Below are 13,760 nucleotides of genomic sequence, written 5' to 3'. Positions count from 1 at the left end.
GAATAAGAGGATCAGACGGACATATTCGTTTGGTCATCATACTATGCTGGAAAAACTCGGGGAGAAATCTCCGAGTTTTTTCCCTTTATATGGCACAAAAGGAAGGCTTTCGTTAGACACCCTATTGGCAATTTGCTATAATGATAAAGGTATTTTTTTCTAGCAGTATCATTTAGCGACAGCGTTCATACCTACACCTTTGATGCTGCGAGCAGTACCCTTTTGAGGGAGTCACGACTTCTTCTGGAGGACAGCGCAAGACGATTCATACCTTTCTCAAGAGCGGAGGGAACGTGGGTGAGTGACATCTATACCAACAATTATGTGATTGTCGCGATCTTTTTGATTCTTGGTGTGCTGTTGCCCGTGGCTACAGTCAGTTTTGTTGGTCCATTACTTCGTCCAAAGAAACCGACACGGGAGAAGCAAACTACTTATGAAAGCGGTAACATTCCTGTTGGTGACAGTTGGGTGCGTTTCAACGTGAAGTATTACATCTTTGCCCTCATGTTTGTCATCTTTGATGTAGAAACACTCTTTCTGTATCCGTGGGCCGTCGCTTACAAAGAACTGGGGCTCTTTGCCTTAGTCGAGATGGTCATCTTTATATCCTTGCTCATCGTAGGATTGATTTACGCGTGGAGAAAGAAGGTGCTGGAATGGAACTAGATCTGACGAGCATTGCGCCTGAATTGCAAGAGGAATTGAATCGCAACGTCATGTTCACGACATTGGAAACGGTGAAGGGATGGGTTCGCAGCAACTCGTTGTGGCCATTAACCTTTGGCTTGGCCTGTTGCGCGATCGAAATGATGGGAACGGGTGGGGCTCGTTATGACCTCGACCGGTTTGGCGTTATTTTTCGAGCATCCCCAAGACAATCTGATGTCATGATCGTAGCCGGAACCGTCACGAAAAAGATGGCCCCACTGCTGCGCAGGCTGTATGATCAAATGCCTGAACCAAAGTGGGTGATTGCCATGGGCTCCTGTGCGACAGCGGGAGGTCCGTATGTGCGCTCGTACAGCGTGGTAAAAGGTGTAGACCAGATTGTGCCTGTCGACGTATATATTCCAGGTTGTCCGCCTAACCCTGCCGCTTTGATCTACGGAATTAATAAGCTTCAAGAAAAAATCCGTTACGAAGCGAAGACTGGGAAGCAGGTGACCAATCTATGAGCGATGAGAAACGCAAGCCGACGCCGGAGGAAAAGGCAGCGGCAGCGGCTGAAGCCCGTGCCAAGGCAGAAGCTTTGCGAAAATTAAGAGAACAGGAAGCCCAGGCTTCCCAAGAGGCGAGCCAAGTGGAGCCATCTCAAGAGCCACAAGAGGAAGTCTCTGCTCCGGATGCAAAAGCTGTGTCTGAAATGACGCCTGAAGAAAAGGCCGCAGCCAAGAAAGCAGCAGCGGCAGAAGCGATTGCCAAGGCAAAAGCGGCGAAGGAAGCAAAAGAAGCTGCGGAAGCGGAAACTCCAGTTGCCGAGCAACAATCAGAAGCAGTTGTTACACCAGCAAAGCCAGTGTCTGAAATGACGCCTGAAGAAAAAGCCGCAGCCAAGAAGGCAGCTGCCGCAGAAGCACTAGCCAAGGCAAAAGCAGCGAAGGAACAGGCAGAAGCAGCTTCGCCACCAGCAAAGCCAGTGTCTGAAATGACGCCTGAAGAAAAAGCCGCAGCTAAGAAGGCAGCTGCCGCAGAAGCACTAGCCAAGGCAAAAGCAGCGAAGGAACAGGCAGAAGCTGCTTCGCCACCAGCAAAGCCAGTGTCTGAAATGACGCCTGAAGAAAAAGCCGCAGCCAAGAAAGCAGCTGCCGCAGAAGCGCTAGCCAAGGCAAAAGCAGCGAAGGAAGCAAAGGAAGCCGCGGAAAATGGAGCCGATACAGCTGATTCAGCTCCAGAGGCGGATGCCAAGGCGAAGGCAGCAGCAGCCGCAAAAGCCAAGGCTGCCGCAGCGGCCGCTGCAAAGGCAAAAGCCGCACGTGAAGCAGGCGGCGATGAATCCGGTGATGACGACGCCAAGGCAAAGGCAGCCGCTGCCGCAAAAGCCAAAGCAGCAGCCGCCGCAGCAGCGAAGGCAAAAACAGCGCAAGCGACTGGTGATGAGGCCCCGGCAGAGGAAGCGCCGAAAGCACCTTCCAAAAACCAGCCCTATCTTGATAAATACGTTTCGAGAATTTCCGAAGCATTTGGACAGGAAGTCATCGAGGCTTCGTATATTAACGAGCTGGGAAAGGAAGTTCCAACTCTCACCATTCAAAACGAACGTTGGCATCAAGTTGCCCAATATTTAAGAGATGACGAGCAATTGAGCTTTGAGTACCTGTCCGATCTTCACGGTGTCGATTATGAGGATCGCCTGGAGGTATACTACCACTTTTATTCCTACAAAAATCGCCAAAGCTTGGCAGTAAAGGTCAAAACGAGCAGAGAAGAGTCAAAAGTTCCTTCTGTAATGGACCTCTGGCATGGCGCAAATTGGAATGAAAGAGAGACTTTTGACCTTTTGGGTATTCATTTCCCGGGACATAAGGATTTACGTCGAATCCTGTTGCCGGATGATTGGGTTGGGTATCCGCTGCGCAAAGATTATGTGCAATACGACGAGGAGGTTTAGCAGATGAACCATAACATCCTCACGACTCATGTTGATACCTCTTCTGAAACAGGACTTCGTACGGAAGAGATGTTATTAAACGTAGGTCCACAGCATCCGAGTACACACGGAGTATTTCGCTTGGTAGTAAAAATCGATGGGGAAACCATTAAAGAAGCGATTCCGGTGATGGGCTACTTGCATCGAGGTACAGAGAAGCTGGCAGAAAACTTGACCTATACACAAATTATTCCTTATACAGACCGTATGGACTACGTGTCCGCCATGACCAACAACTACGTTCTCTGCCACGCAGTAGAAACGATGATGGGGTTGGAGATTCCAGAGCGCGCTCAGTTTTTGCGATTGATCGCGATGGAACTGAACCGGGTGGCTAGCCATTTGGTTTGGTGGGGAACGTTTCTTTTGGACATTGGTGCGATGGGGCCCTTCCTTTATGCATTCCGTGATCGAGAGACGATCCTGGATTTGTTTAATGAGCTATGCGGGGCGCGGATGACCTTTAACTACATGCGCGTAGGCGGAGTGAAATGGGATGCACCTCCAGGCTGGATCGACAAAGCCAAAGAATTTGTCCAGTACATGAAGAAAGAATTGAATAACTACCACCAACTGGTGACAGGGAATGAGATTTTTATCAACCGCCTCATAGGGATAGGAAAGTTCGATACAAAAACGGCATTGGATTACTCGCTATCAGGTGTCATGCTCCGCTCGACAGGTGTCAAATGGGACCTGCGCAAGGACGAACCGTATTGCATTTACGATCGTTTTGAATTTGATGTGCCGACAGCGACTGAGGGAGATTGCATGGCGCGCTATCATCTGCGCATGGCTGAAATTGAACAATCCTTGCGAATTCTTGAGCAGGCATTGGAGCAATTTCCGAGTGAAGGCGAAGTCATGGGCAAAGTACCACGTGTGATTCGTCCGCCTGCTGGGGAGACCTATGTGCGCATCGAGTCACCGCGGGGGGAGATTGGCTGTTACATTGCCAGTCAAGGCAAGGATAAGCCGTGGAGATTGAAGTTCAGACGACCTTCGTTTACCAATCTGCAAATTCTGCCTAAGCTGTTGCAGGGGGAAAACCTCTCGAACATGGTTGCCATCCTGGGCAGTATCGACATCGTGCTCGGGGAGGTTGACTGTTGATGAATACTCTCTTGCAGCAAGCACCCTCATGGGGGACTACGCTTTGGTTTATCGTAGCGGCAGTTTTACTGCTTGCAGTCGTGCTGGGATTCGTTACGTACGCCATTTACTTTGAGCGTAAAGTGATTGGGTGGATGCAGCTGCGCATCGGGCCGAATCGAGTAGGACCATTGGGACTTCTCCAGACGGTTGCGGATGTTGCCAAGCTGCTATTAAAGGAAGATATTCGTCCGCAGCACGCTGACAAAGCGTTGTTCACTCTAGCACCAATATTGGCCTATGCCCCTGCTTTCGCCGTGTTGGCGGTCATGCCTTTTTCGGACAGCATTCAGTTCGCTGATTTGGGAATAGGGCTCTTGTACTATATCGCCTTGTCTGGGATCACCGTATTAGGCGTGATCACGGCTGGCTGGGCCTCGAATAACAAGTACTCGCTGATCGGGGGTCTCCGCTCCGCTGCGCAGATGATCAGCTATGAAGTACCGCTGGTCATGTCCGTGGTGGGTATCGTCCTATTGACGGGCAGCATGAATCTCAAGGATATTGTCGAGGCGCAGCGGGATGTCTGGAATATTGTTCCGCAGTTTATCGGATTTGCTGTTTTTATCATTGCTGCTCAGGCTGAGCTGAATCGTACGCCGTTTGACTTGCCAGAAGCAGAGTCGGAGCTCGTTGGCGGTTACCACGTCGAGTACTCCGGTTTCCGTTTTGCGATGTTCATGCTGGCGGAGTATGTGTACATGTTCGGGATGGGTGCCTTGATCACGATTCTCTTTTTTGGTGGATGGTTGCCGATTCATCCATCGCTGGACTTCATTCCGGGAATCGTTTGGTTTATCCTTAAATTTTCAATTTACGTCTTCCTCCAGTTTTGGATTCGCGCCACGATGCCGCGCTTACGTGTCGATCAACTGATGTCGTTTGCCTGGAAAGTGCTGTTGCCCGTGGCATTGTTCAACATCCTGCTCACAGCTGTAGTGGTTTCTTACCAAAATGGCATGTTCTAGTAGCGACTTGATCGAAAACAACTACGTTCCACTGTTTTCATAGCGCAGGCTTCGCCATAGGCTTGCTTCGCCAAAAGCTAGCTTTCGTCAAAAACGTGGTGCAGCCAAGTTCTCAAATCCTGAGGGGTGACACACATGCTAGGACTGGCCAAAGGCCTGGGGTATACATTTAAAAAGCTCACGGAGAAAAAAGTAACCCACTTCTATCCGGATGTGCCCTTTCCAATGCCGCCTCGCTTTCGCGGTATTCAGCACTTTTCTCCTGAAAAATGCATCGTCTGTAACCAATGCGCACGCATTTGTCCGACGGAGTGTATTCAACTGACAGGGAAGCCCCATCCTGATCCGGAGAAAAAAGGAAAGATTATCGATACGTATGATATCAATTTTGAGCTGTGCATTTTATGCGATCTGTGTACAGAGGTTTGTCCCACTGAAGCGATTGTGATGACAAACAACTTCGAACTGGCTGCCTATAGCCGGGACGAATTGTACAAGAACTTGAAATGGCTGGACGACAACAATACGAACGTCAGGGAGGAGAATTAGTATGACAGGTGAATTCGTAGCCTTTTTTATCCTGTCCCTTCTGACGATCGGTGGCGCGGTGTTTATGATCAGCTTTACGCGCGTCGTCCACATGGTCATCTCATTGGGCGTTACGTTTATCAGCATTGCAGGTCTGTTTGTTTTGCTGGGAGCGGAGTTCGTCGGGGTCGCACAAATTCTAGTTTATTCAGGGGCAATCTCCATTTTGATGCTCTTTGGAATCATGCTGACCAAGCACGATGCGAACGATGAGGGAACAGGTCGGACATGGAAAAACCGTTTTATCCTGCTCTTTGTAATCGTTCTGTTCGGACTATTATTCTGGGGTGTGCAAAATACACCGTGGCCTGCGCCACCGCCACCTGCAGAGGCTCCAGTAAACAATGCAAAAGAAATCGGTATCGAAGTATTCACCAAATTCGTCATACCATTTGAGCTGTTGTCTGTTCTATTGTTGGTCGCATTGGTCGGTGCGATCGTCATGGCGAAAAAGGAGGGGGATAACGAATGACAGTAAGCATTTCCTCCTACTTAATGGTCGCTCTGATTCTCTTTTGTGTAGGTTTGTACGGTGCATTGACGAAGCGAAATGCAGTCGTCGTCTTGTTATCAATTGAGCTGATGCTGAATGCTGTAAATATTAACCTGGTCGCCTTTTCCAAATTCGGACTGTATCCATCCGTGACGGGACAAATCTTTACCTTGTTCACGATGACGGTTGCAGCTGCCGAGGTTGCCGTAGGGCTAGCGATTCTGATTGCGCTGTATCGCAACAAGGAGACCGTGAATGTTGATGAAATGGACCAAATGAAACGATAAGAGGGAAACCTGAAAAGGAGGACAAAGATGGATACTCTAATGCAATATGCCTGGCTGATCCCTCTGTTTCCGCTTCTTGCTTTCATCGTGATCGTCTCATTTGGTCGCCAATTGAAAGAAGGAGCGGCCATAGTGGGCATTACCCTGACGGCTGTTTCTTTTGGAATCGCAGTGCTCATCTTCTGGGAGAGATTCCAGGGTGGGGGAACCGATTACCATTATGTGATAGATTGGCTGCATATTGGCGATATCGTGATCAACATGGGATTCGAAGTGAATCCGCTGAATGCCATGATGCTCGTCATTGTGACATTAGTCAGTCTGTTGGTCCAAATTTATTCCAAAGGCTACATGCATGGGGATGAACGATTTCCAGTGTTCTATCAATACCTGGCGCTGTTCACGTTCTCCATGCTGGGATTAGTAATCTCGCCAAATTTGTTGCAAGTATATATTTTCTGGGAGCTGGTCGGGGTATGCTCCTTCCTGCTCGTTGGCTACTACTACTTCAAGACAGAAGCAAAAGCGGCTGCCAAAAAGGCTTTTATCGTTACCCGCATCGGGGATCTTGCTCTATTCATCGGGATATGTCTGTTGTTCTGGTGGACCGGAAGTTTCGAGTACGGGGCGATTTTTGAGAGTATCGCACTCGGACGACTGGAACCATGGATGATTACACTCACGGCGATCCTCATTTTCGTTGGGGCCATGGGAAAATCAGGTCAATTTCCACTTCATACGTGGTTGCCTGATGCCATGGAAGGTCCAACACCTGTGTCTGCATTAATTCACGCGGCAACGATGGTCGCGGCTGGTGTTTATTTGGTCGCTGCTACCTATCCGCTGTTTATCGCATCGGATACGGCTTTGACAGTTGTGGCGTATGTAGGAGGATTCACTGCCATATTTGCAGCTTCCATCGGCCTGACCCAACGGGATATCAAGCGTGTCTTGGCTTATTCCACAGTCAGTCAGCTCGGGTACATGATGCTGGCATTGGGTGTAGCTGGTGCTGCTGGTTATGTAGCAGGTTCCTTTCATTTGATGACGCACGCCTTTTTCAAAGCACTGCTCTTCCTTGGAGCAGGTAGTGTCATCCATGCCGTACATACGCAGGATGTATTCGAAATGGGTGGCTTGTGGAAAAAGATGCCGATTACCGCTTTGACTTTCTTGATCGGTTGCTTGGCGATTGCGGGGATCTTTCCGTTCGCTGGTTTCTGGTCAAAAGAAGCGATTCTGGGAGCTGTTTACGGAGCGCAACGCTACGATTTACTGTTCATCGCGCTGCTAGCGGCATTCTTTACCGCATTCTATATGTTCCGTCTGTTCTTCCTAACATTCGCAGGGAAGGCACGTGGCAAGCACGAAGCGCACGAATCTCCAAGTGTCATGACAGGTCCGCTCTTGGTCTTGGCATTACTTGCGGTTGTTGCGGGCTTTGTGAATACACCGTACGCGCCATTACTCTCCGATTGGTTGTTATCAACGAACACAGGGATGGCAATCACGAGCATTTTTGGGGAAGGCAGTGAGCATGCACCATCTTGGTTACAGATTGTGGCACTGTTGATCTCCATTTTTGGAGTCGTGCTGGCGTACCTGATGTACGGCAAGAAATCAATCTCCTCGGACACTATTCCAAAAACAATGCCGTGGCTCTATCAGCTCTCATACAAGAAGTACTACATCGATGAGCTGTATCACAACGTCATTGTTCGTCCATTAGGCTGGCTTGGATTTGTCCTGGATGTATTTGATAAGTATATTGTGGATGGTTTGGTTGGATTGACAGCAAAAATCACCCAAGGAATCGGATCTTTGCACGCAAGAGTACAAAGTGGGCAGATTCAGTCCTATGGGGCAATGGTCATATTCGGTCTGTTACTCTTGATCATCGCCATCAGTTTGACGGCTAGGGGAGGTGGACTCTTTGGGTAATATCCTTTTGTCATCACTGGTGTTCTCTCCGCTGCTGGCGATTCTCGTCATGGCCTTTATCCCCAGTCGACATGCAGGTGTGATCAAGCAGGTCGGGATTTTTGGAACGTTGCCGGCACTTATCTTGGCAGGTTGGATGTTCGGCATGTTTGATTACGAGACAGCTAATCTGCAGTTCGTAGAAAAGCACAATTGGATTTCGATTCCGATTGGAATGGCTCAGGCAGGCACCGTCTTTGCTTTTGAGATCAACTATGAACTCGGTGTGGATGGTATTTCGATGCCATTGATTTTGCTGACGGCGATTATCGGTACCCTCGCAGCAATTGCTTCGTGGCAGATCAAGAAGAGGCAGAAGGAGTATTTTATCCTGTTTCACCTGTTGTTGATCGGCATGTTGGGAGTCTTTGCTGCAGACAATCTGTTTCTGTTCTTCATTTTCTTCGAGCTGACACTCGTACCGATGTACTTCCTCATCGGGATTTGGGGATATGGGGAGCGCGAACAAGCAGCGAATAAATTCCTTTTGTATAACGGAATCGGTTCAGGGATTATGCTGCTAGCTTTCATCGTGATCTTTGTCATCATGCGGACGCTCAATATGGATGAAATCACGGCGATCCTGACGACACCAGGGCATCCGATAACCGAAATCCTTACGCCGGAAATGCGTTTTGGCATCTTCCTAGCGCTATTTATCGCTTTTGCGATCAAGCTGCCCGTATTTCCGTTCCACACGTGGATGCTACGCGTACACGTACAGGCTCCACCTTCTATCGTCATGATTCACTCCGGTATTTTGCTGAAGATGGGGGCATACGGTCTTTTGCGGATGGGAATCGGCTTCTTCCCAGAGCAGGCCTATGATTTCTCTACGTGGATGGCAGTTTTGGGGATTATCAACATTTTGTATGGAGCTGTGCTGGCCTTCGTACAAAAGGATTTAAAAATGGTGCTGGCTTACTCCAGTATCAGCCATATGGGTATCGTCTTGCTCGGTTTCGCATCGATGAACACGATCGGGTTTCAGGGAGCGATGTTCCAGGTGGTATCCCACGGCTTTATCTCAGCACTGCTCTTCTTCTTGATCGGTGTCATTTGGGATCGGACGCAGACATCGATGCTCGACGATTTGGGCGGTTTAGCCAAGTCCATGCCGTTTGTCAGCGGTGTGTTGTTGGCAGGCGGGATGGCTTCACTCGGACTTCCGGGCATGTCCGGATTCATTAGTGAGTTCTTTGCCTTCCTCGGTCTGTTTGGTCGTTTGCCAGTAATGGCAGCAGTGGGAGCGATTGGGATTGTCCTCACCGCAGTTTATTTACTCAGAGCGATCTTGAAAACGACTTTTGGCCCTACTCCAGGTAGATGTACAGGACTTGCTGATGCACAGCCGATGGAAGTCATTCCGATGGTAGTCCTATTGGGATGTATTATTCTCATTGGGGTTTATCCAGCAGTTCTGGGGAATCCGATGCAGCAGGCGCTGAAAACGATCGTACCTATCGTAACGGGAATAGGAGGGTAATCCATGGAGGTTAAAGATATTTTCTCATATGACTGGAGCTACCTTCTGCCCGAGTTTATCATTCTGGGCTTTGCTACCTTTTTATCACTGCTGGATCTTTTTGCGGGCAAACGCCTAGGCAAGCAGGTCATTGGTTGGCTATCCTTCCTGGCAACGGTCATAGCGGCGATCTTTGTGATCATCAATATGAATGCTCTCGATAAGCCATACAGCTACATGATCGACATGATCCGAATCGACGATTACGGCAATGCGTTCAAGCTGATTTTCCTGGCAGGTACAGCTTTTGCCATTCTCATCTCGCTGTCCTATCTGAAATCAGGGGAAATCCAGCACAGAGGCGAGTATTACTATTTGCTGCTGACCGGGCTTCTCGGGGCTATGGTCATGGCTTCGTCGGCTGACTTGATTACCTTGTTTGTGGGACTGGAGCTATTGTCTCTCTCGTCCTATGTACTGGTCGGATTGCGAAAAAAATCGCGGCTTTCCAACGAGTCGGCGTTCAAATACGTCGTTTCGGGAAGTATTGCCACGGCTGTGCTCCTGTTTGGGATGTCGTACGTGTACGGTCTCACGGGAACTACACATATTTATGAAATCTCATTCCGATTGGCAGAAGCGGGAATGGCGGGCTATCAGTTCCTCGTCTATACGGCGTTTGCGTTTCTCGCAGTAGGTCTTGCATTCAAAATATCTGCAGCGCCTAACCACATGTGGGCGCCAGATGTCTATCAAGGTGCTCCTACCCCGGTCACTGCTTTCCTGGCAGTTGTGTCAAAAGCAGCAGGGTTCGCGCTGATTTTTCGAGTAATGATGATCTCGTTTTTCAACGTTTCCAATGGAACGGGATCAGGACGGTTCTTTTTCGAAGAGGGAAGCCTCTATCTAGGGATAATGGCAGCGGCCTCGATGATTATCGGGAATACGATGTCGCTCAGGCAGACAAACGTCAAGCGTATGATGGCTTATTCAGGCATTGCACAAGCGGGCTATTTGCTCGTGCCGTTTGTACCACCGACTTCTCTCTTTTTCAGCGAAGTGATCTTCTATCTGTTCGGTTACTTGCTGGTTAGCTTTGGTGCTTTCGCTGTGATTATGGTTGTATCTCGTGAGCAAGAGACAGAGGATTTGAAAGGATTCGCCGGATTGTATCATCGCTCACCAGTTATGGCGGTTGCGATGAGCATCTTCCTCTTGTCCTTGGCAGGTATCCCGATTACGGTTGGCTTCTTCGGGAAGTTCTATCTGTTCATGGGTACATTAGTGGTAGAAAACTACTGGCTGGCGGCGATTATGATCATCACCAGCGTCATTTCCTACTACTACTACTTTGGGATTATTCGTCAGATGTACATGCGTCCTGGGACAACCGAAGCACCAATGGTCGTGCCAAAAGGCATTTGGACGTTTATTCTCATCATGGCAATCGCTACCGTATTCTTCGGTGCTTTCCCGGGTCTGGTCACCGACTATATCCAAATTCATTTCAATCCGTCCTTTGATTTTGGGAACATGCTCTCTCCCAGCTCTCAGTGATACTCGTAACTGAATAGCACTTCAGGTACAATAGAAGGGATGGCTCGTAATCGGGCCGTCCCTTTTTCTATGATTCTCGGATAGGCAATGAGGAGGTAACGAGCATGCCACAAGAAGTATATGGCTTGTTGAGTATCGTTTTATCGATTGCGTTTATTGGGCTCGCTTGGTGGGCGTTGCAATCCTTTCGCTTTGATAAGATTTTGAAAAAACCAAATGGCGTTCAGGCGAAGCTGTTGCAAATTTTTCTTTCCATTGTGATTGGATATGAACTATCCCGCTTTTTCCTTGATTACTTGGGCTGGTCCCTGACATTCGGGAATTTGTTCAACTAAATACCCAAAGACGACGATTCGCTGGTATATCCACCCAGCTACATGTACAAAATGAGAAGTACAAAGAGATACATGTAAGCATAGGGAGAGGATATCAATGGGGAAATGGTCTGGTTGGTGCGTGCTGGCTCTATTGCTCGTGATGGGGGCCGTGTATTGGATGCCTGCACAAGCAAAGGAAGAAAAGCCGGTTGTGACAGAAATGATGAAAGTACTAGAAGATACGGGCGCAACGGGTGTATCGGTTCAGGTACGTATGCGTACGGCGATGGGAGAAGGCCTGCGTTCTGAACAAGTAAAAGAGTTGGCGACGAAATGGGCACAACAACTTGAGATTCCGTTTTCCCCAAGCGAACAATCGCGTAAGCACAACATACTTGCATATAGGACTACATACACACAAAACGGCGTGGATCTGAGCTACGAGGTGACAGCAGTTCCTAAAAATGGAGCATTTTCTGTATATCTAGTACTTCAGTTATCTGGAAACCGTGATTCCCTACTATATATTGGACAAGTACAGGAAACCTTCACGAATGCCCTGCAAAGCGCCGACTTTATTCCGCAAATTAGCACTTGTATTCGCGGATTGTACAATGTTAAGATGGGTGTTGACCAACAGGAGGGTAAAATATTGTCGATTTTTGGTACTCTCCAGGCGACAGAATTAGAACGTTTGCAAGATGAGACGGTTGTCAGCATTTCAGGGTATACCCCTATGTGGGAATCATTCATCGCGTTAAACGGTCAAAAGATGAATCTACAGGTGGCTACGCATCGTGACAGCCATTCTGGAACATGGATTACTGTAGGTACACCAATCATCACTGTGGAATATTAGCACGCGGAGGGGTACACATTGGATAAAATTATTGTCCGTGGTGGTAAGGCATTGTCTGGAAATGTAAAAGTATCTGGCGCCAAAAATGCCGTACTCCCTATTATTGCAGCATCTATCCTGGCAGAAGAAGGGACTTGTGTCATCTCTGACGTACCAGCTCTCGACGATGTCATGACGATATGCGACCTTTTGAAATCGATGGGAATCTCCCTTACATATGATCATGAAGTGCTGACAATCGATGCTTCCAAGCTTACGAGTGTAGAAGCGTCCTATGAACTGGTCCGCAAAATGCGCGCATCTTTCCTCGTGATGGGGCCGCTTTTAGCCAGAAAAGGACAAGCTCGTGTCGCTCTCCCGGGTGGATGTGCCATTGGTACGCGCCCGATCGACCAGCACCTTAAAGGGTTTGAGGCTATGGGAGCCAAGATCGAAATCGGACAAGGGTTTATTGAAGCGACGGTAGAAGGACGATTGAAGGGTGCGAAAATCTACCTGGATATTGCTAGCGTCGGTGCAACAGAAAATATTATGATGGCCGCTGCTTTGGCAGAGGGAACCACATTGATCGAAAATGCGGCAGAAGAGCCGGAGATCGTTGATTTGGCGAACTTCCTGAACAGAATGGGAGCAAAAATCCGCGGAGCGGGTACAGGCTCGATCCGCATCGAAGGCGTGGAAAAGCTGAAGGGCTGCACACATTGTGTCATTCCTGACCGCATTGAAGCAGGAACTTTCATGGTTGCTGCAGCAATTACTGGCGGGGATGTCTTTGTGGAAGGTGCGATTTGCGATCATCTCAAATCCGTGACCGCCAAGCTTCGTGAAATGGGCGTGGACATTGAGGAGCAAGAAAACGGCATTCGTGTACGCCGCACAGGCGCACTGAAAGCAGTTGACCTCAAAACGCTGCCATACCCTGGCTTCCCGACAGATATGCAGTCGCAAATGATGGCGCTTTTGCTTGTTTCGGAAGGAACGAGCATCGTGACCGAAACAGTATTTGAGAACCGCTTCATGCACGTGGAAGAGTTCCGTCGCATGAATGCGAACATCAAGATCGAAGGCCGCAGTGCCATCGTCGAAGGTGGTTCTAAGCTGACAGGCAGCAAGGTAGCAGCAACTGACCTGCGTGCGGGTGCAGCACTTGTACTGGCTGGGCTCGTATCGGAGGGTGAGACTGAGGTTTCTGCCCTGCACCATATTGACCGTGGCTATGTGAACTTTACCGAAAAGCTGCTGGCTTTGGGCGCAGATGTAGAACGTATGGTTCCAGAAGAAAAGGCTCGTGAAAAAGCAGTTTCTGAAACCATCAAAGTAAGCTTCTCTCCTAATTTTGCTTGATAAATGCGTCAACCATATGGCAAAACGAAAGATTCTCTGCGTATGCAGGGGGTCTTTTTTTTGTTCTCTCGACTCTCTCATTCTCTCGTTCTACCGCTCT

Annotated in this window: 14 protein-coding genes; all 14 read left to right on the top strand. The window is 48.8% G+C overall.

Annotated elements, in window-relative coordinates; translation table 11 throughout:
• Positions 1-297: 297 nt before the first annotated feature.
• The 14 genes from HPY27_RS13265 to murA all read left to right on the top strand — a co-directional run bounded on the left by HPY27_RS13265 (position 298) and on the right by murA (position 13,660).
• The gene (locus HPY27_RS13265; RefSeq protein ID WP_007725457.1) at positions 298-669 is read left to right on the top strand and encodes an NADH-quinone oxidoreductase subunit A; all 372 of its coding nucleotides are present in this window, start codon (positions 298-300) and stop codon (positions 667-669) included.
• Complete coding sequence (locus tag HPY27_RS13260) at positions 660-1,178, top strand: NuoB/complex I 20 kDa subunit family protein (protein ID WP_007725455.1); 519 nt, start codon at positions 660-662, stop codon at positions 1,176-1,178. Before HPY27_RS13265 ends, HPY27_RS13260 begins: the two co-directional genes overlap by 10 nt.
• 188 nt (positions 1,179-1,366) lie before the next feature.
• The gene (locus tag HPY27_RS13255) at positions 1,367-2,611 is read left to right on the top strand and encodes an NADH-quinone oxidoreductase subunit C (RefSeq protein ID WP_483296512.1); all 1,245 of its coding nucleotides are present in this window, start codon (positions 1,367-1,369) and stop codon (positions 2,609-2,611) included.
• A gap of 3 nt (positions 2,612-2,614) precedes the next feature.
• Positions 2,615-3,763, top strand: a complete 1,149-nt coding sequence (locus tag HPY27_RS13250) for an NADH-quinone oxidoreductase subunit D (RefSeq protein WP_017252346.1) — start codon at positions 2,615-2,617, stop codon at positions 3,761-3,763.
• The gene (gene nuoH, locus HPY27_RS13245) at positions 3,760-4,770 is read left to right on the top strand and encodes an NADH-quinone oxidoreductase subunit NuoH (RefSeq protein WP_017252345.1); all 1,011 of its coding nucleotides are present in this window, start codon (positions 3,760-3,762) and stop codon (positions 4,768-4,770) included. The genes HPY27_RS13250 and nuoH overlap by 4 nt, the downstream gene beginning before the upstream one ends.
• Before the next feature lie 135 nt (positions 4,771-4,905).
• Positions 4,906-5,319: an NADH-quinone oxidoreductase subunit NuoI gene (gene nuoI, locus HPY27_RS13240; RefSeq protein ID WP_007722093.1), complete on the top strand. Its 414-nt coding sequence runs from the start codon at positions 4,906-4,908 to the stop codon at positions 5,317-5,319.
• A gap of 1 nt (position 5,320) precedes the next feature.
• The gene (locus tag HPY27_RS13235) at positions 5,321-5,830 is read left to right on the top strand and encodes an NADH-quinone oxidoreductase subunit J (protein ID WP_017252344.1); all 510 of its coding nucleotides are present in this window, start codon (positions 5,321-5,323) and stop codon (positions 5,828-5,830) included.
• Entirely contained in the window at positions 5,827-6,138 is a 312-nt protein-coding gene (gene nuoK / locus HPY27_RS13230) for an NADH-quinone oxidoreductase subunit NuoK (RefSeq protein ID WP_007722089.1), read from the top strand. Before HPY27_RS13235 ends, nuoK begins: the two co-directional genes overlap by 4 nt.
• Positions 6,139-6,165: 27 nt before the next feature.
• Complete coding sequence (gene nuoL, locus HPY27_RS13225) at positions 6,166-8,079, top strand: NADH-quinone oxidoreductase subunit L (protein ID WP_173623338.1); 1,914 nt, start codon at positions 6,166-6,168, stop codon at positions 8,077-8,079.
• The gene (locus HPY27_RS13220) at positions 8,072-9,604 is read left to right on the top strand and encodes a complex I subunit 4 family protein (RefSeq protein ID WP_017252342.1); all 1,533 of its coding nucleotides are present in this window, start codon (positions 8,072-8,074) and stop codon (positions 9,602-9,604) included. Before nuoL ends, HPY27_RS13220 begins: the two co-directional genes overlap by 8 nt.
• A 3-nt stretch (positions 9,605-9,607) precedes the next feature.
• Positions 9,608-11,140, top strand: a complete 1,533-nt coding sequence (nuoN, locus tag HPY27_RS13215; RefSeq protein WP_174225208.1) for an NADH-quinone oxidoreductase subunit NuoN — start codon at positions 9,608-9,610, stop codon at positions 11,138-11,140.
• A gap of 104 nt (positions 11,141-11,244) precedes the next feature.
• Positions 11,245-11,475: a DUF1146 family protein gene (locus tag HPY27_RS13210; protein WP_017252340.1), complete on the top strand. Its 231-nt coding sequence runs from the start codon at positions 11,245-11,247 to the stop codon at positions 11,473-11,475.
• Positions 11,476-11,572: 97 nt separating this feature from the next.
• On the top strand, positions 11,573-12,316 hold the full coding sequence (locus tag HPY27_RS13205) for a YwmB family TATA-box binding protein (protein WP_017252339.1): 744 nt from the start codon (positions 11,573-11,575) through the stop codon (positions 12,314-12,316).
• Between the two features lie 18 nt (positions 12,317-12,334).
• Positions 12,335-13,660, top strand: a complete 1,326-nt coding sequence (gene murA, locus HPY27_RS13200) for a UDP-N-acetylglucosamine 1-carboxyvinyltransferase (protein WP_017252338.1) — start codon at positions 12,335-12,337, stop codon at positions 13,658-13,660.
• The last annotated feature ends 100 nt before the right edge of the window (positions 13,661-13,760 follow it).

It is taken from the genome of Brevibacillus sp. HB1.1, from assembly GCF_013332445.1.
Lineage (GTDB): Bacteria > Bacillota > Bacilli > Brevibacillales > Brevibacillaceae > Brevibacillus > Brevibacillus porteri.
The sequence above is the reverse complement of the archived record's forward strand: the minus strand, read 5'-3'. Positions and strand labels throughout refer to the sequence as shown.

Coding starts and splice junctions, on each gene's coding strand:
- nuoI (WP_007722093.1), top strand. CDS start 4,906: ATGCTAGGACTGGCCAAAGGCCTGGGGTATACATTTAAAAAGCTCACG.
- HPY27_RS13235 (WP_017252344.1), top strand. CDS start 5,321: ATGACAGGTGAATTCGTAGCCTTTTTTATCCTGTCCCTTCTGACGATC.
- nuoN (WP_174225208.1), top strand. CDS start 9,608: ATGGAGGTTAAAGATATTTTCTCATATGACTGGAGCTACCTTCTGCCC.
- HPY27_RS13250 (WP_017252346.1), top strand. CDS start 2,615: ATGAACCATAACATCCTCACGACTCATGTTGATACCTCTTCTGAAACA.
- HPY27_RS13255 (WP_483296512.1), top strand. CDS start 1,367: ATGACGCCTGAAGAAAAGGCCGCAGCCAAGAAAGCAGCAGCGGCAGAA.
- HPY27_RS13205 (WP_017252339.1), top strand. CDS start 11,573: ATGGGGAAATGGTCTGGTTGGTGCGTGCTGGCTCTATTGCTCGTGATG.
- HPY27_RS13260 (WP_007725455.1), top strand. CDS start 660: ATGGAACTAGATCTGACGAGCATTGCGCCTGAATTGCAAGAGGAATTG.
- nuoL (WP_173623338.1), top strand. CDS start 6,166: ATGGATACTCTAATGCAATATGCCTGGCTGATCCCTCTGTTTCCGCTT.
- HPY27_RS13210 (WP_017252340.1), top strand. CDS start 11,245: ATGCCACAAGAAGTATATGGCTTGTTGAGTATCGTTTTATCGATTGCG.
- nuoK (WP_007722089.1), top strand. CDS start 5,827: ATGACAGTAAGCATTTCCTCCTACTTAATGGTCGCTCTGATTCTCTTT.